This window comes from Bacillus fonticola (assembly GCF_012955605.1).
Classification (GTDB): domain Bacteria; phylum Bacillota; class Bacilli; order Bacillales; family JC228; genus Bacillus_CG; species Bacillus_CG fonticola.
In genome coordinates this window covers 1,770,519-1,787,550 of the sequence record NZ_CP052135.1, presented here as the reverse complement: position 1 = coordinate 1,787,550, position 17,032 = coordinate 1,770,519, and the positions used below count along the sequence as shown (strand labels likewise).

18 protein-coding genes are annotated in these 17,032 nt (G+C 44.5%); all 18 read left to right on the top strand.

Features of this window, described 5'->3' with window-relative positions:
• Positions 1–10 precede the first annotated feature (10 nt).
• Positions 11–1,321, top strand: coding sequence for an FADH(2)-oxidizing methylenetetrahydrofolate--tRNA-(uracil(54)-C(5))-methyltransferase TrmFO (gene trmFO / locus HHK01_RS08730; protein WP_170007425.1), 1,311 nt, complete (start codon positions 11–13; stop codon positions 1,319–1,321).
• Positions 1,322–1,454: 133 nt separating this feature from the next.
• Positions 1,455–2,351: a tyrosine recombinase XerC gene (gene xerC, locus HHK01_RS08725; RefSeq protein WP_170007424.1), complete on the top strand. Its 897-nt coding sequence runs from the start codon at positions 1,455–1,457 to the stop codon at positions 2,349–2,351.
• 46 nt (positions 2,352–2,397) lie between these two features.
• Positions 2,398–2,940, top strand: coding sequence for an ATP-dependent protease subunit HslV (gene hslV, locus HHK01_RS08720; RefSeq protein ID WP_170007423.1), 543 nt, complete (start codon positions 2,398–2,400; stop codon positions 2,938–2,940).
• Between the two features lie 17 nt (positions 2,941–2,957).
• Positions 2,958–4,367 carry an ATP-dependent protease ATPase subunit HslU gene (gene hslU / locus HHK01_RS08715; RefSeq protein ID WP_170007422.1) on the top strand — a complete coding sequence of 470 codons (1,410 nt, stop codon included), beginning with the start codon at positions 2,958–2,960 and terminating at the stop codon, positions 4,365–4,367.
• 48 nt (positions 4,368–4,415) lie between these two features.
• The gene (codY, locus tag HHK01_RS08710) at positions 4,416–5,195 is read left to right on the top strand and encodes a GTP-sensing pleiotropic transcriptional regulator CodY (RefSeq protein WP_170007421.1); all 780 of its coding nucleotides are present in this window, start codon (positions 4,416–4,418) and stop codon (positions 5,193–5,195) included.
• 1,077 nt (positions 5,196–6,272) lie between these two features.
• Entirely contained in the window at positions 6,273–6,665 is a 393-nt protein-coding gene (flgB, locus tag HHK01_RS08705; protein WP_170007420.1) for a flagellar basal body rod protein FlgB, read from the top strand.
• Positions 6,666–6,667: 2 nt separating this feature from the next.
• A complete protein-coding gene (gene flgC / locus HHK01_RS08700) occupies positions 6,668–7,123 on the top strand; it encodes a flagellar basal body rod protein FlgC (RefSeq protein ID WP_170007419.1) in 456 nt (151 codons plus the stop codon).
• Between the two features lie 40 nt (positions 7,124–7,163).
• Positions 7,164–7,466 carry a flagellar hook-basal body complex protein FliE gene (fliE, locus tag HHK01_RS08695; protein ID WP_170007418.1) on the top strand — a complete coding sequence of 101 codons (303 nt, stop codon included), beginning with the start codon at positions 7,164–7,166 and terminating at the stop codon, positions 7,464–7,466.
• A gap of 88 nt (positions 7,467–7,554) precedes the next feature.
• On the top strand, positions 7,555–9,144 hold the full coding sequence (gene fliF / locus HHK01_RS08690) for a flagellar basal-body MS-ring/collar protein FliF (RefSeq protein WP_170007417.1): 1,590 nt from the start codon (positions 7,555–7,557) through the stop codon (positions 9,142–9,144).
• A gap of 13 nt (positions 9,145–9,157) precedes the next feature.
• The gene (gene fliG, locus HHK01_RS08685; protein ID WP_170007416.1) at positions 9,158–10,159 is read left to right on the top strand and encodes a flagellar motor switch protein FliG; all 1,002 of its coding nucleotides are present in this window, start codon (positions 9,158–9,160) and stop codon (positions 10,157–10,159) included.
• 1 nt (position 10,160) lies between these two features.
• A complete protein-coding gene (gene fliH / locus HHK01_RS08680; protein WP_228027739.1) occupies positions 10,161–10,916 on the top strand; it encodes a flagellar assembly protein FliH in 756 nt (251 codons plus the stop codon).
• Entirely contained in the window at positions 10,903–12,228 is a 1,326-nt protein-coding gene (fliI, locus tag HHK01_RS08675; protein ID WP_170007414.1) for a flagellar protein export ATPase FliI, read from the top strand. The genes fliH and fliI overlap by 14 nt, the downstream gene beginning before the upstream one ends.
• On the top strand, positions 12,225–12,671 hold the full coding sequence (fliJ, locus tag HHK01_RS08670; protein ID WP_170007413.1) for a flagellar export protein FliJ: 447 nt from the start codon (positions 12,225–12,227) through the stop codon (positions 12,669–12,671). The genes fliI and fliJ overlap by 4 nt, the downstream gene beginning before the upstream one ends.
• 3 nt (positions 12,672–12,674) lie before the next feature.
• Positions 12,675–13,292, top strand: a complete 618-nt coding sequence (locus HHK01_RS08665; RefSeq protein ID WP_170007412.1) for a magnesium transporter MgtE N-terminal domain-containing protein — start codon at positions 12,675–12,677, stop codon at positions 13,290–13,292.
• 36 nt (positions 13,293–13,328) lie between these two features.
• Positions 13,329–14,681 (top strand): flagellar hook-length control protein FliK, encoded by a 1,353-nt coding sequence (locus HHK01_RS08660; RefSeq protein ID WP_170007411.1) that lies wholly within the window; start codon positions 13,329–13,331, stop codon positions 14,679–14,681.
• 12 nt (positions 14,682–14,693) lie between these two features.
• Positions 14,694–15,341, top strand: a complete 648-nt coding sequence (flgD, locus tag HHK01_RS08655) for a flagellar hook assembly protein FlgD (RefSeq protein ID WP_170007410.1) — start codon at positions 14,694–14,696, stop codon at positions 15,339–15,341.
• On the top strand, positions 15,338–15,727 hold the full coding sequence (locus HHK01_RS08650; protein WP_228027526.1) for a TIGR02530 family flagellar biosynthesis protein: 390 nt from the start codon (positions 15,338–15,340) through the stop codon (positions 15,725–15,727). The genes flgD and HHK01_RS08650 overlap by 4 nt, the downstream gene beginning before the upstream one ends.
• An 82-nt stretch (positions 15,728–15,809) precedes the next feature.
• A complete protein-coding gene (flgF, locus tag HHK01_RS08645) occupies positions 15,810–17,009 on the top strand; it encodes a flagellar basal-body rod protein FlgF (RefSeq protein ID WP_170007409.1) in 1,200 nt (399 codons plus the stop codon).
• The last annotated feature ends 23 nt before the right edge of the window (positions 17,010–17,032 follow it).

Here is a 17,032-nt window from a genome sequence, read left to right as displayed (position 1 = left end):
AAATACACACATGTCATCACCTGTAGTTCACGTTGTGGGTGCTGGTCTTGCCGGAAGTGAAGCGACCTGGCAACTTGCTAAACGTGGAGTGAACGTAAGGCTATACGAAATGCGACCGACTAAGCAAACGCCTGCCCACCATACAGACAAATTTGCGGAGCTCGTTTGCTCGAACTCGTTGCGTGCTAACGCATTAACGAACGCTGTTGGTGTGCTAAAAGAAGAAATGCGCAAGTTAGATTCTGTCATTATTCAAGCTGCGGACAAAGCGAGTGTTCCAGCGGGTGGTGCTCTCGCGGTAGACCGCCATGAATTTAGTGGGTACGTAACGGAAGCCGTGAAAGCACACCCTAACGTGGAAGTAGTCACTGAGGAAGTGAACGCGATTCCAGAAGATGATATCGTGATTATAGCGACTGGACCGCTAACAACCGAATCATTGTCTAAAGACATTCAGCATTTGTCAGGAGAAGACCACCTGTACTTTTACGATGCGGCAGCTCCTATTATCGAAAAAGACAGCATTGACATGGACAAGGTGTACTTAAAGTCTCGTTACGACAAGGGAGAAGCCGCGTACCTAAATTGTCCGATGACAGAAGAGGAGTTCGACGCGTTTTACGAAGCGTTAATTTCTGCAGAAACAGTACCACTTAAAGAGTTCGAAAAGGAAATCTTTTTTGAAGGGTGTATGCCTGTAGAAGTGATGGCGGAGCGTGGTAAGAAAACGCTTCTCTTTGGGCCGATGAAGCCGGTTGGATTAGAAGATCCTAAAACCGGAAAGCGTCCGTTTGCGGTTGTCCAGTTAAGACAAGATGATGCGGCTGGAACTCTTTATAATATTGTCGGCTTCCAAACCCATTTGAAATGGGGACCCCAAAAAGAAGTGTTAAAGAAAATTCCTGGACTCGAGCAAGCTGAAATTGTTCGGTACGGAGTCATGCACAGAAATACATTTTTAAACTCGCCAAATCTCTTGCGTTCAACATACCAGACGAAAAATAGAGAGACGCTGTTCTTCGCAGGACAAATGACGGGTGTTGAAGGGTACGTCGAATCGGCAGCAAGCGGTTTAATCGCTGGAATTAATGCAAGTAGACTTGCGCAAGGAAAGGAAACCGTTTCTTTCCCACATGAAACGGCGATCGGCAGTATGGCCCGTTACATTACAGAGGCTGATGTTAACAACTTTCAACCGATGAATGCAAATTTTGGCCTGTTCCCTGAGTTACCGTCGAAGATCAAAAGAAAGCAAGAACGCAACGAAGCTCACGCCACACGCGCAATCGAGACGATTCAGAACTTTGTGAAAATATTGTAAAGTTCATTGCATCTACAAATAGATTATGGTATTCTGTAAAAGCTTATCATGCGTGTTCAAAAAGAGCCGAGAAATCAGACAATTCTTTTTCCCGGACTTTTGAACTTCCTCTTATGGATAGGGATGTGACGTCATGCTACAAAAGCATATAGACGCTTTTCATCAACACATACGAATCGAACGGCAGCTTGCAGAACATACAGTACTTCATTATAGTAAAGACCTTCACCACTTTGCTCTTTTTCTTCAGCAAGAACAGGTGAAGGCTTTCTGTGATGTGGATACACTGACTGCTCGCTTATATGTCGTTTTCCTTATCGAACAAGGATTTCAACCTGCTAGCGTCAAGCGAAAGTTATCTTGCTTACGAACATTCTTTTCTTTTCTAGTTCGAGAAGAGACAACTGCAAACAACCCATTTGAGAACATTCCACTTCCGAAGCGAGACCAGACACTTCCGCGTTTTTTATACGAGGAAGAGATGGAGCAGCTTTTGCAGGCACTTCCGCTGGACAATGAATTAGGCGTTCGCAATCGTGCCATCGTGGAATTGTTATATGCTTCTGGGCTACGTGTACAAGAATGCGCCAATATACGCTTGCAAGATGTCGACTTTACGTATGATACGGTATTTGTAAAGGGAAAGGGTGGTAAAGAACGGTACGTCCCATTCGGTCGCTACGCAAAAGAAGCGCTTCAAGCTTACTTGATCGAAAGTCGTCCTCACCTACTACAAAAAGGAAGAGCTGAGATAGAATCTCTTTTTTTAAATGGTAAAGGGGGCTCATTAACAGCGCGCGGCATTCGATACATACTACAAACAGCTGTTCAACAAGCAGTTTCTGGAGGGTCAATCCACCCCCACATGCTACGACATACATTTGCGACACATTTGCTAAACGGGGGAGCCGACTTAAGAACGGTTCAAGAATTATTAGGACACAGTCATCTCTCCTCAACCCAAGTGTATACACATGTAACGAAAGACCATTTGCGGAAAACATACATGAAGCACCATCCAAGAGCGTAATGTATGAGAATATCACAAATCTTTGCCTAGAGACAGGAGGAAAAGAATGAGTCAATTTCACGCAACGACAATTTTTGCTGTGCAGCACAACGGACAATGTGCGATGGCAGGAGATGGACAAGTTACATTTGGAAACGCAGTCGTGATGAAGCATACAGCAAGGAAAGTTCGCAAGTTATTTGGTGGTCAAGTACTCGCTGGCTTTGCAGGAAGTGTAGCAGATGCGTTTACCCTTTTTGAAAAGTTTGAAGGGAAGCTCGAGGAGTTTAATGGGAATTTACAACGAGCTGCTGTAGAACTGGCTAAAGAGTGGCGAAGCGATAAAGTTCTTCGGAAGCTCGAGGCGATGCTTATTGTTGTGAATAGAGATTCCATGCTACTCGTATCTGGAACAGGGGAAGTGATTGAACCTGAGGATGGCATATTAGCCATTGGTTCTGGTGGAAACTACGCACTATCAGCAGGTAGAGCATTAAAGCGCTTTGGCTCACAAGATCTATCTGCCGCGGAACTAGCAAAGGCTGCTTTAACAGTTGCGAGTGAAATTTGTGTATATACGAATGACCAAATCATCGTTGAAGAGTTATGAGGAGGGAATAGGACAATATGAGTACCGATACACTGATTCAACTCACACCGAGACAAATCGTAGAACGTCTGGACCAATACATCATTGGTCAGAACGACGCAAAGAAAGCAGTGGCGTTAGCGCTTAGAAATCGTTACCGTCGAAGCAAGCTTCCTGAAGCATTACGAGATGAAATTGTACCGAAAAATATTTTGATGATCGGACCGACTGGAGTCGGAAAGACAGAGATTGCGAGACGACTTGCCAAATTAGTCGGCGCCCCTTTTGTAAAAGTAGAAGCAACGAAATTTACAGAGGTCGGTTATGTAGGTCGTGACGTCGAGTCAATGGTCCGTGATCTTGTAGAAACGAGCGTTCGTATCGTCAAAGAACAACAGATGGTTGAAGTGCAACCAAGAGCTGAGGAACAGGCCAATCAACGCCTGGTTGAGATTTTAGTCCCTTCTAAGAAAAAAGGGATGAACATGAAAAACCCACTAGAGATGTTTTTCGGTGGTCAACAAGACGACGAAGAAAATTCTTCTAAACAAGATGAACTCAACCTATCTGAAAGAAGAAAAATCATCCGAGAGAAACTCGCTTTCGGTGATTTGGAAAATGAGACGGTTACCATCCAAATTGAAGAACAGCAAGCCTCGATGTTTGATATGTTGCAAGGTTCGGGTATGGAACAGATGGGGATGAACATGCAAGATGCAATTAGCAATTTCATGCCGAAGAAGCAGAAAAAGAAAAGAGTAACCGTTAAGGAAGCGCGTAAAATTTTAACGAGTGAAGAAGCGCAAAAGTTAATCGATATGGATGAAGTGTCACACCTTGCCATCGATCGAGCTGAGCAAATGGGTATGATCTTCATTGATGAAATTGATAAAATTGCTAGTAAATCTGGAGGATCTTCTTCGGCAGACGTATCACGGGAAGGTGTACAACGTGACATTCTACCTGTTGTCGAAGGATCTACTGTTGTGACAAAATATGGCCAAGTGAAAACGGATCACATTTTGTTCGTTGCTGCAGGCGCATTCCACACGGCAAAACCTAGCGATCTCATTCCTGAACTACAGGGGCGATTCCCAATCCGTGTTGAATTAGAGAAACTGAATGTGGAGGATTTTTATCGCATACTCGTTGAACCAGACAACGCTCTTTTGAAACAATATGAAGCATTATTGGAAGTAGAAGGTATACGTCTTGAATTTTCTGACGATGCTATTCGTAGAATGGCAGAGATCGCTTACGAAGTAAATCAAAACACAGATAACATTGGTGCGCGTCGTCTTCACACGATTTTGGAGAAGCTCTTAGAGGATGTCTCCTTTGAAGCTCCTGAAATTTCAATGGGATCTGTACAAGTAACACCACAATATGTCGATGATAAACTTGGAGCCATTTCGAAAGACAAAGATTTGAGCCAGTTTATCCTGTAGGCGATAACCGCAAACGATATCGTACTATACGTAGGAGGAAACGTAGAAATGGATTTGTTATCAAAAACTCGAAAAATTAACGCACTACTTCAACGCTCTGCAGGTAGACCTGTAAACTTCAAAGAAATGAGTGAAACGCTTTGTGAGACGATCGAAGCAAACGTGTTTGTCGTTTCGCGAAGAGGAAAACTGCTTGGCTTTGCCATTAACCAACAAATTGAAAACGAACGAATGAAAAAGATGCTAGAGGATCGTCAATTTCCTGAAGCATATACGCACAATTTGCACAATGTCCAAGTAACTTCAGCGAATTTAGATGTGTTCAGTGAGCATACAGCCTTTCCTGTAGAAAATCGCGACCTTTTTGAAAATGGATTGACGACGATTGTTCCAATTATTGGAGGAGGAGAGCGCCTAGGAACTCTAGTCCTTTCTCGTCTTCAAGTTGATTTCTCTGACGATGATCTCATTTTAGCTGAGTATGGCTCCACTGTTGTTGGTATGGAGATTCTGAGAGAAAAAACAGAAGAAATTGAAGAAGCAGCGCGCAGTAAGGCAGTGGTACAAATGGCCATCAGTTCTTTATCGTACAGTGAATTAGAAGCGATCGAGCATATTTTCCAAGAGCTTAACGGAAAAGAAGGCTTACTCGTTGCGTCAAAGATCGCTGATCGCGTGGGCATTACACGCTCTGTGATCGTGAACGCACTTCGGAAATTGGAAAGTGCGGGTGTCATTGAATCGCGGTCCCTTGGTATGAAGGGTACGTACATTAAAGTATTAAACGATAAGTTCCTTGTAGAGCTTGAAAAACTAAAAACTCCTTAACCATCCTGCGGGGCCTCACACTTTACTGAATTTGTGAGGCCTCTTTATTTCGTGAAATTTTCTTTGTGAATCTCCTCGTGCACTCAGACCGGATTAACGCTCTTATCCCGGGATTAACGCTCTTATCCCGGGATTAACGCTCTTATCCCAGAATTAACGCTCTTATCCCAGGATTAACGCTCTTATCCCAGGATTAACGCTCTTATCCCAGAATTAACGCTCTTATCTCGGGATTAACGCTCTTATCCCAGGATTAACGCTCTTATCCCGGGATTAACGCTCTTATCCCAGGATTAACGCTCTTATCCCAGAATTAACGCTCTTATCCCGGGATTAACGCTCTTATCCCAGGATTAACGCTCTTATCCCAGAATTAACGCTCTTATCTCGGGATTAACGCTCTTATCCCGGGATTAACGCTCTTATCCCAGAATTAACGCTCTTATCCCAGGATTAACGCTCTTATCCCAGGATTAACGCTCTTATCCCAGAATTAACGCTCTTATCCCGGGATTAACGCTCTTATCCCAGAATTAACGCTCTTCTCCCAGGATTAACGCTCTTATCTCGGGATTAACGCTCTTATCCCAGGATTAACGCTCTTATCCCGGACTTAACGCTCTTAAATCCGTGTCAGAAGTCTACCTTCTCACCTATCTAGTAAAATCCCTTCCTTATTTTTCCTTTCCACATACGATAAACGGGAAGAATTTCTCATCCATTGTAATGATTCAACTTTTTTCGACAGAGACGGACATAAAGTTCATTTTCTCAACGAATTCTGTAAATTAGCTGTTCTGTCACTGTATTCATCCTAAAGTAGCAGTTTTGAAAGTGATAATTTGGTAAAAAGCCACGAAAAAGGAGAATAATTAGTGTTTTGGACATGGGAAATTTAAATTTCCCTACATATATAGTGCTTATGGAGTATAAGAGAAATAGTACAATAGATTCTAATGTTTTCCTCTGTTTCACATAGACATCTCATTAGGTAATCATTAGAATAGAGTTAGGAATATGTTGAAATTTGTCCTATTTACTCGAAGATTACAACCTTATGACAAGAGGTGTAAAATTATGAAGTTATTTTCCGAAACTATTACTACTTTGGAGCGAGGTTTGTCGTATTCTGGCGCGAAGCAACAAGCTATTTCACAGAATTTAGCAAATATCGACACGCCTAACTATAAAGCGAAGGATGTGTCGTTCCGCTCTGTACTAAATGATTCCGAACGTTCACTAGAAGCCAAAAGAACGAATCAGCGCCATATCCCGTTTTCTGTCTCTACCAGTTCTAGACAAGCAACCATTACTGCACAAAATACGCAGTACGCTAACAATGGAAATAGCGTAGATGTTGATAAAGAAATGGCGGAAATGGCGGAGAACCAAATCTATTACCAAGCATTGGTAGATCGATTGAATGGGAAATTTACAAGTTTACAAACTGTCATTCGAGGAGGTAGGTAGACATGTCAGTGTTTCAAGCGATGAATACTAGCGCGTCAGCTCTTACTGCTCAACGATTACGGATGGATGTCATTTCTTCAAATATGGCAAATGCTGACACGACGCGCGCGACATTCGAAAATGGAGAATGGCAACCGTACCGAAGAAAGATGGTCGATTTAGCACCAAAGGGAAGCGGGTTTTCTTCGTTTTTTAACGAAGCGATGAATCGTTCTACCCCCCAATCGGGAGAGGGAGTTCGTGTTCGGCGGATTGTAGAAGATCCTACACCCTTTAAACAAGTGTATGATCCGACTCATCCTGACGCTAACGAAGAAGGGTACGTCCAGTTGCCGAACGTTGATCCCCTTCGAGAAATGGTCGACCTCATGAGTACCACCCGTTCTTACGAGGCAAACGTCACGGTGATGAATGCGAACAAAGGCATGCTCATGAAGACGCTAGAAATCGGGAAATAAACAAAAAGCTTGAATTTACATAGATAAGGAGGAATCTTAGATGAACCATGTAGGATCTGTATTTTCTGCTCTTCCTTCTGTACAACCTCTTCAGAAAAAGGAAACCACACCTGCCGAGTTTCAACAATCCTTTGCAGAAGTGCTTCAACAATCCATACAGTCTGTAAATGACGCTGGGGTCCAATCTGACCTCATGACCGAGCGTTTAGTACGAGGTGAAAATGTGCAGCTACAAGATGTGATGATCACATCACAAAAAGCGTCTATTACGCTGCAAACTGCTATAGAAGTGCGGAATAAAGCGATTGAGGCTTATCAAGAAATGATGAGAATGCAAATTTAGAAAAACCTTTTCTTAATGGGTGTTTCTACCAAAGTTCGCGTATATAGCCTTTCTCAAATGAACACTTCTTAAGCAGTGGGGGATCAGAATGAACGAAAGAATACAACAATATGTCCGTCCGGTCCGAATGTTCTGGACGGAACGCACATCGAAGCAGCGCTTTCTTTTGATCGCATCCATCCTTCTTCTGCTTAGTGTGCTGGTCACCGTTTTGATGTTTGCGTCTAGAACTACGATGGCACCACTATATAGCAATCTTGCACCTTCTGAAACGGGTCGAATTAAAGAAACGTTAGATAGTAGGGGCATTGTTTCTGAAATTACAAATGGTGGACAAACGATCTTAGTTCCAGAAGAAAATATTGATACATTAATGGTTGAACTTGCTGCTGAGGGAATTCCTAACAGTGGAAACATTGACTATTCTTTCTTTAGTCAAAATGCTGGGATTGGGACAACAGACAATGAATTTAACGTGATGAAACTAGATGCGACACAAAGTGAGCTTGCTAATCTAATAAAGGGTATCGATGGCGTAAATGACGCGCGCGTGATGATCTCTTTGCCAGAAGAGAGTATTTTCGTCTCAGATCAAGCGGGGACCGCCTCTGCCTCTATTGTTTTAGATACGAAGCCTGGCTACCAGTTTGAGCCGTCTCAAATTCGTGCCTTATACCAGTTAGTGTCAAAAAGTGTACCGAATCTTCCTACAGAGAATATCGTCATTATGGATCAATATTTTGAGTACTACGATTTGGAAGAGGGAAATAGCTTAGCGTCTGGTGACGTCATGGGTACGCAACTAGAGGTAAAGCGTGAAATAGAACGAGATTTACAACGTCAAGTTCAAAATATGTTAGGGACGCTCATGGGACGGGATAAAGTGGTAGTTTCTGTGACGACAGATTTAGATTTCGACCAAGTGCAGTCTACTGAAGATTTAGTGGAGCCAGTTAACGACGAAGAGAACGCTGGTATTGAGATTAGTGCACAGCGGATTACAGAAACGTTTGAGGGGAACGGTGACGCGGTTGGCGGCATTCCCCAAGGTGAAGATCCAACAGATGCTGGTACGAGCTACTTAGAAAGTCAAGGTGGTAACGGGGATTACGAGCGTGTGGAAGAAACGATCAACAGCGAGGTGAATCGAATTCGCCGCGAAATCGTGGAAGCACCTTATCAAATACGCGACTTAGGTATTCAAGTGATGGTGGAGCCACCAGAAGGGGAAGAAACACTTCCAGAGCAGCGTGTACAAGATATTCGTAATGTACTTAGCTCTATCGTCCGAACGACCATTGATAAAGACGCGATAGGGGAAGCGGGTGTCACGGAAGAATTCTTAGAGGAAAAAATAGCGGTCTCTGTTCAGCCGTTCAATGGAAAGATTGACTTAAATACAGAGCCTTCTACACAAATTCCGTGGTGGATTTGGTTAGTTGGAGGAATTATGCTTTTAGCTATTCTCCTTCTTATTTTCCTATTCATGCGTCAACGTCGAAGCAATACGGAAGAAGAAGAGGAATCTTTCGTTATCGAAGAAATGCCTAACGTTCCGGATGTAAACGGCGAGAAAGAAACGGAAAGTACGGTGCGTCGTAAGCAACTTGAAAAACTAGCGAAGGATCGCCCAGACGAATTTGCTAAATTGCTACGTACGTGGCTATCAGAAGAGTAAGGAGGAGGATGTAATGAAAAAACTAACAGGCAAGCAAAAGGCAGCCATCCTCCTCATCTCGCTCGGACCAGATGTCTCTGCCCAAGTGTATAAGCATTTATCAGAAGAAGAAATTGAAAAACTGACGTTAGAAATTTCCGGAGTGAAAAAAGTTGAAACGGTTTCAAAAGAAGAAATCGTCGAAGAATTTCACTCGATTGCGCTCGCTCAAGACTATATTTCGCAAGGGGGGATTGGCTACGCGAAAGTCGTGTTAGAAAAAGCACTCGGAAGCGACCAAGCCTCTGCGATCATTAACCGTTTAACATCGTCACTGCAAGTCCGGCCTTTTGACTTCGCTAGACGTGCTGACCCAGGTCAAATTTTAAACTTCATCCAAAACGAGCATCCACAAACGATTGCTCTCGTGCTCAGCTACCTAGATCCGGCACAAGCAGGACAAATTCTTTCTAGTTTGCCACATGACGTGCAAGCAGATATCGCCAAAAGAATTGCGGTCATGGACAGCACTTCACCGGAGGTAATTTCCGAAGTGGAACAAATTTTAGAACGGAAATTGTCTGCTACCGTTACACAAGACTACACTCAAACGGGTGGTATTGAATCCGTTGTAGAAGTGCTTAACGGCGTAGACAGGGCGACGGAACGAACGATTTTGGACGCCTTGGAAATCCGGGATCCTGAACTCGCTGAAGAGATTAAGAAGCGGATGTTTGTGTTTGAAGACATCGTCACGTTAGACAATCGTTCTATTCAACGAGTGATCCGTGATTGTGATAACGAAGATTTGATCTTGTCATTAAAGGTAGCGAGTGATGAAGTAAAAGAAGTTGTGTTCCGGAACATGTCTCAGCGAATGAGTGAAACGTTCAAAGAAGAAATGGAATTTATGGGACCTGTTCGGTTGCGGGATGTAGAGGAAGCTCAATCGCGAATTGTATCGATTATTCGCCGCCTGGAAGATGCTGGTGAAATTGTGATTGCACGTGGTGGAGGAGATGACATCATTGTCTAGAGTGTACAAATCGTCAAGGTTACTACTTCATGACAGTCGTCCAATTGGAGTTAAGCCGTTTCTATTACAAGAAGACAAGCCCCCTTCTCTTGAAGATGTGCACAGGCAAGCACATGCCATTCTCGAAAAAGCAGAACAAGACGCTGCCCGCATTCGTGCTCAAGTGGATGAACACAAAGCTAACTGGGAAGCGACTAAGCAAGAAGAAAAAGAGCGGATGGCAGTGGAATATAAAGAAACAAAAGAAAGAGCGCACGACGAAGGGTATGAAGCGGGTTACAAAGACGGAGAGACGACCGGACAGCGCATGTACGAAACGCGTATAGCCGAAGCGATCGACATCGTGAACTTCATCAAGAGTGAAAAAGACGCCTATCTCCAAGCTGCGGAAACTACAATCCTACTACTAGCAAAAAAAATAGCAGAAAAAGTGTTGCGTACTAGTCTTGAAAACGAAGCCGCGATGGTCCCTCTTGTTAAAGATGTACTAAGAGAGCTACGACAAACGCCTTACGCTGAGATACATGTGCACCCGAGTCAATACGAGCGTACTTTGGGGGAGAAGGATCAATTGCAAGCTATTTTCCCGCGCGAGATTGACCTGTACATATATCCAGACCACTCACTTGCAGAGGGTGGGCTTGTGGTGGAAAGTGCCAATGGGAAGATTGATGCAGGTTTAGAAACACAACTGAAAGAATTGCACGCTGTTCTTGAAACGTTGTTGGAAGGAGACCCTGCACATGAAGGCCATTGATCTTGTCCCACACATTGCGGCAGTCGATTCTCTCAAGCGTTACGGAAGGATTCAACGAGTAGTCGGATTACTTCTTGAATCACAAGGACCGCAAAGCTCGATAGGGGATGTTTGCTGGATTCACCCCTCAACCCAAGGAAAGGGGCAGCCCATTTTAGCAGAAGTGGTTGGCTTTCAAAATGAAAACGTTATGCTCATGCCTTATAAGTCTGTACAAGAAATCTCTCCCGGTAGTTTAGTAGAAGCGACAGGATCAGCATTGCAAGTAAGGGTAGGCGAAGGATTAGTCGGAAGAGTGCTAGACGCTCTCGGCCACCCAATGGACGAGAAACTTTTGCCAAAAGGGTTGGTGGGTGTGCCAACAGATGCTGCACCTCCTAACCCACTGACACGTCCCCCTATTCATGAGCCGATTGGCGTTGGTGTACGCGCAATTGATTCATTGCTCACTGTGGGGAAAGGGCAGCGTGTAGGTATTTTTGCAGGAAGTGGTGTCGGAAAAAGCACTTTACTTGGGATGATCGCCAAAAAGACGACAGCAGACATTAACGTCATCGCCCTTATCGGAGAAAGAGGACGCGAAATTCGCGAGTTTATCGAGCGTGACCTTGGCGAGGAAGGACGGAAGCGAACGATCGTGGTGGCGGCTACGTCTGATCAACCGGCGCTTATGCGTATTAAAGGCGCTTATACGGCGACAAGTATCGCAGAGTATTTTCGTGCTAAAGGCTACAACGTGATGTTTATGATGGACTCTGTGACACGTGTTGCAATGGCGCAGCGAGAAGTGGGATTAGCAGTAGGGGAACCTCCAGCTACGAAGGGATACACACCAAGTGTATTCGCCATGTTGCCGAAGCTTTTGGAACGGACGGGGACAAGCCATCAAGGTTCGATTACCGCGTTTTACACTGTGTTGGTGGATGGTGACGATTTGAACGAACCGATTACGGACGCCGTGCGCGGAATATTAGACGGACATATCGTACTAGATCGTGATTTAGCCAACCAAGGTCATTTTCCGGCCATTCAAATTTTAAAAAGCGTTAGCCGGCTCATGCCACACCTCGTATCAGCAGAACATGTCAAAGCCGCAAACCGGTTTCGCGAACTGTACAGCACGTACAAACAGTCCGAAGATTTGATACAAATTGGTGCGTACAAACGCGGTTCATCCAAAGACGTTGACGAAGCGGTGCAGCGGTACCCGGATTTGATTCGGTATTTAAAGCAAGAGACATTCGAAACCGGATCGTTCGCGGAGCATGTCGCATCTATTCAACACTTATTACGGGAAGGTGAACGAGTATGACCCCTTCAACACGTTATGACCGATTGGTAGTAGTAAAAGAACGCGAAAAAGACGTGGCAAAGGAATCCTATGAGCAAGCAAAGAAAAAGGCTACAGAAAAACTGGAACAACTCTACTCTCTCCTTAAACAAAAAGAAGTACTAGAGGAAGGTAGACGACACGAGCTGACAAAAGGAATTTCTATAGATAAGATGCGCCATACACAAGTTTTCTTCGAACAGTTAGAAACGGGCATTGCTCATGTGCAAAAAGAAGTACAACAAGCACAGGCCCAATTGCATTTACGCGAGCAAAACTTTCAAACCCAGTTTCGGGAGGTAAAGAAGTTTGAAAAGCTGCGTGAACGATCGGTAACAGTAGAACGAAGTGAGCGCCATAGAAAAGAAAACTTGTTGCTCGATGAACTTGCAACACAAAGCTTTATGCAAAGAGGAACGTGGTGAGCAATGGTGGCAAAACCCAAAAAGAAGCAAGTAATGAAAGAAGAAGTAGAGGTAAAGAAAAAGAGTCGTGGTAAAACGTTCTTGTTCCTCTTTTTGTTCCCTTTTCTAGTGGCGAGTGCCATAGCTCTTGTCGTCCTCACGTTTGCTGGCGTGAACGTGTTTGACACACTAAAGTCGTACGGTTCCTCACTCCCAGTCGTTGGAAGTTTTCTTGCTAATGAGGAGGCGTCATTTACTTCAGATGACGGACTACAAGAACTCAAGGCACGTGTTCGCGATCGTGAGGTCCTTGCTCAACAACTAGAAGGGGAAGTAGCTGACCTCCAAGAAGAAGTGACGATCCTTACTGAACAGCGAGATGCAGCCCAAGCCCAAGCAATAGAGCTCAGGCAAATGCAAGAAGAAAACAAGCGTGCCTTTCAAGATGTCCTCGACACGTTTGAAGAAATGGATGGGGGAACAGCCGCGCCTATCTTATTACAGATGAACGAAGAACAAGCGCTTGCGATTTTATCTAATGTAACGATAGAAACGCTCGCAGATCTACTAGAATCGATGTCTGCAGAAGATGCGGCGCGCTTTACGGAACAAATCACGACCCAAGCACGAACCCAACCGTAAAGATCGGTACGGTGTTTTTAAGGAGGTGAATATATAGTGAACGTCGCAGCTGTACAAGCACTAGGAACCGTTTCTTCACCAACAAGTTCTCAAAAAATGGGCAAATCTGAAGCAGGAACGTTTGCTTCCTTTATGGGAATAGCACCGAACACCGCGCAAGTCTCTGAAAGGAAAGAGGGAACCGTCTCGCTTTTGTCTTTACTACAAGGAATGACGGGTGAAGATGCGCAAGAACTTGTAGAGGGATTTACGGCAGAAGAAGGCGAGCGTAACGATGTGCTACGGCAATTGTTTGATGCGCTTGGAACCGATGCCACTGCCATTCTTACTTTAATAGAAGGTGCATTGAAAAAACTAGGTAGGCAGCAAGGAGGCGCATTTCTTGAGGCACAGCTCGGACTTAACACAATGCAAGTAAGTGAGTTAAATCCCGAATCCCGAGAGCAAACGACAGAGCAATTGATGGGCGCAATCCAAACGTTCTTACAAGCGATAGATCGTATCCCAGCGACGAATGCACGCACTGTGCAACCTGACATACAAGAAGCGATGAAATGGATTCAAGTGATCGCACTTAGCCTGGGATCTGAAGGAAAGCGTAACGGAGGGGCATATGACGTGGATCAGAAAGGCGGTGCGACAAGACGTGGCGAACTTAGCCTTTCATCCTTACTACTGCAGCTGATGGATGATGGACCTTCGAAACAATCACCTACAGTGTCAGAAAGCAGTGAAGAAGCAGTGCAAAGAGCTTTTCAAGCAAGACAAGCTTTTATCGATCGTAATGCCGTAACGGGCCAGCAAAGTGAACCTTCTGAAACAGTTACGAAAGGCACTGTTCCTACAATGACCGAAGATAGCGCACCATTTCAACAGGAACTATCTCAATGGATCTCCATAGGCAAAGAAGGCGAACTTCAGCCAGGAAAAGAAACGCGTCCGATGACACTCACTGCGTTTACAAAGCAATTTGAACAACTGATGGAACGCGCGACACTGTTAAAAAATGGTCAGTCAACGAAGCTACTAGTGAAATTGAATCCTGAACATTTAGGTTCGCTCCGTGTTGAACTTCTCCAACAAAATGGAGTCGTAACCGCGAAAATTTTGGCGTCTACCCAAAGCGCAAAGGATTCCTTAGAAGGCCAGCTCCACCAGCTAAAGGCGCAATTTGCTCAAGCGAATATTACTGTAGAGAAAATTGAAGTATCCCATGGATCCGCATCACAAGAATCTGGTCCAAAGCAATTTAGTCAACAGCAGGAGCAAGGAAAGCCATCTACTGGACAACCAGACTATGAACGCGATGAAAGTAAGAATGACAATGAGCAGGTGCGATTTGATGAAACACTCGAAAAGCTATTACAAGAGTTAGAGATTCCATGGTAAGGAGGTGGCAGAATGTCAAACAACATTGATGATTCTTTATACTTATCATCTACCCAAAAGGCAGAGCGGAACACAGGAAGCTCCGTTTTAGGGAAGGATGACTTCTTGAAAATTTTAATGACGCAGTTGGAAAACCAAGATCCAATGAACCCGATGGATGACAAAGAGTTTATCGCCCAAATGGCATCTTTTTCTACACTCGAACAGATGACGAATATGTCTAGCAACTTTGAGAAGTTTTTAGCCTCCCAACAAGATACACAGTGGCTCTCACTTCAACAGCTCGTAGGTCAATCGATTTCATTTGAAAAAATAGTGGAGAACGAAGATGGACAAACAACGCCATTGACTGGGGACGGGCTCATTCAGTCTGTCAATTGGAAAAGCGGTGAGCCGAGCTTTACTTTACAAGATGGCACTTCGTTAAATCTTGAGGATGTTTCCAAATTCAACTCCGTACCACAACTTGAAAACCCGCTTGTTACAGCCAGTTACTTAATCGGCAAACAAGTCTCGTGGACGGACAAAGAGGGGAATGTTCAACAAGCGCTTGTTCAAGGAGTGCAGTTGAAGCAAGGCGCAGTTGAGCTGACACTTGACTCAGACGAAACGATTTCAATGAATCGTATCAATAGCGTAGAGAGCGTGAGTGCCGGGTGAACATTCAGCAATTAAAAGCACAATGGGGAACAGCCCCACTTCCGAAGCAGCAACAAGTACAAAAGCAACAGACGTCAGAACGGAGATCGTTCCAAGACACTTTGAAGGGTGCGATAGAAGAAACTCATTCCCTTCGTGTGACAAAACACGCGGCTAGTCGTATGAAAGACCGCGACATTGAAATGTCACCTACTGACTGGAACATGATGCAGCAAAAAGTACAAGAAGCGAAAGAAAAAGGGGTAAAAGAATCGCTCGTACTGTTTAACGACCATGCGTTTATCGTCAACACGCAAAACAAAACGGTCATTACCGCTATGAATCAAGCAGACCTGCAAGCACAAATTTTCACGAACATTACCGGAACGATTGTATTGAAAAACTAACGACCTGGACTCGAATAAAACGAGAAGGTCTTCAGGCTGTGGAATGACAGAAGCAGCCACACACGGAAGGGGAAAATGACAAATGCTACGTTCAATGTACTCAGGTATTAGCGGGTTGAAAAATTTCCAAACGAAACTCGACGTCATCGGTAACAATATCGCCAACGTGAACACGTTCGGTTTTAAAAAAGGTCGTGTCACGTTTAAAGATGCAATGAACCAATCCATTCAAGGTGCTACTGCAGCTCAGGGAGATCAAGGGGGCAGAAACCCGGTGCAAGTTGGATTAGGCAGTACAGTAGGCTCGATTGATACGATCGATACACAAGGTAGCTTACAAACTACCGGGCGACCGCTTGATCTTGCCATTGACGGGGACGGCTACTTCATCGTCCGAAACGGCGATAATTCCTACTATACGCGAGCAGGAAACTTCTATTTAGATGATAATGGAACACTCGTCAATAGTGACGGATACAAAGTTCAGTCATTTGCTAACGGATTGCTAGAAGATATTGAAGTGAACGTCAACTCTGCTGAGCCAGCGCGTGTGACGGAAAACATGACATTTGCAGGTAACCTACCTCCTAATTCGGTGGGAAACAAAGCGATTACACAACAAATGAAGGTAGTCAACGATAATGGGGAAGACGTGACGCTTGATGTTGAGTTTGCCCCTGGTGAAGCCACTGGAGAGTGGGATGTCTCTATCTCAAATCCGTCCAACCCAGAAGCTGATCCAGTAACAAGAACCATCACGTTCGCCGAAGACCCAGATAATGAGGGCTTACTCGTTGCAGAAGAACTTGACGCACTAGATTTAGAGGAGCTTGCTGGAATCACGGGGGGAGTCAATCTTGATGTAACGGGTCTTGCTCAAAACGAAGGTTCTATCACGGCATTAGTCGCTCCAGACGGAAACACAGAAGGCAATCTACAAAGTTTTAACATCGGTGCAAGCGGAGAGATTAATGGAGTTTACTCAAATGGTTTAGTTTCAGAGCTTGGGCAAATTGCGTTGGCGAAGTTCTCTAACCCATCTGGTCTCGAAAAGACTGGGAACAATTTGTACAGAGCATCAGTTAACTCTGGGGACGCCAATGTAGGCTTGCCTGGAGTAGGGCGTGGCGGCATTGCGTCAAGTGCTCTAGAAATGTCCAACGTTGACCTCTCGGAAGAGTTCACAGAAATGATTACGGCACAGCGTGGATTCCAAGCGAATACAAGAATCATTACGACGTCCGATGAAGTCCTACAAGAACTCGTCAATCTAAAACGATAACGTGGGGAGGGAAGGGGCTGTCC

Coding starts and splice junctions, on each gene's coding strand:
- hslV (WP_170007423.1), top strand. CDS start 2,398: ATGAGTCAATTTCACGCAACGACAATTTTTGCTGTGCAGCACAACGGA.
- trmFO (WP_170007425.1), top strand. CDS start 11: ATGTCATCACCTGTAGTTCACGTTGTGGGTGCTGGTCTTGCCGGAAGT.
- flgC (WP_170007419.1), top strand. CDS start 6,668: ATGTCAGTGTTTCAAGCGATGAATACTAGCGCGTCAGCTCTTACTGCT.
- fliJ (WP_170007413.1), top strand. CDS start 12,225: ATGACCCCTTCAACACGTTATGACCGATTGGTAGTAGTAAAAGAACGC.
- hslU (WP_170007422.1), top strand. CDS start 2,958: ATGAGTACCGATACACTGATTCAACTCACACCGAGACAAATCGTAGAA.
- fliF (WP_170007417.1), top strand. CDS start 7,555: ATGAACGAAAGAATACAACAATATGTCCGTCCGGTCCGAATGTTCTGG.
- flgB (WP_170007420.1), top strand. CDS start 6,273: ATGAAGTTATTTTCCGAAACTATTACTACTTTGGAGCGAGGTTTGTCG.
- fliE (WP_170007418.1), top strand. CDS start 7,164: ATGAACCATGTAGGATCTGTATTTTCTGCTCTTCCTTCTGTACAACCT.
- xerC (WP_170007424.1), top strand. CDS start 1,455: ATGCTACAAAAGCATATAGACGCTTTTCATCAACACATACGAATCGAA.
- flgF (WP_170007409.1), top strand. CDS start 15,810: ATGCTACGTTCAATGTACTCAGGTATTAGCGGGTTGAAAAATTTCCAA.
- fliI (WP_170007414.1), top strand. CDS start 10,903: ATGAAGGCCATTGATCTTGTCCCACACATTGCGGCAGTCGATTCTCTC.
- HHK01_RS08665 (WP_170007412.1), top strand. CDS start 12,675: ATGGTGGCAAAACCCAAAAAGAAGCAAGTAATGAAAGAAGAAGTAGAG.
- codY (WP_170007421.1), top strand. CDS start 4,416: ATGGATTTGTTATCAAAAACTCGAAAAATTAACGCACTACTTCAACGC.
- fliG (WP_170007416.1), top strand. CDS start 9,158: ATGAAAAAACTAACAGGCAAGCAAAAGGCAGCCATCCTCCTCATCTCG.
- flgD (WP_170007410.1), top strand. CDS start 14,694: ATGTCAAACAACATTGATGATTCTTTATACTTATCATCTACCCAAAAG.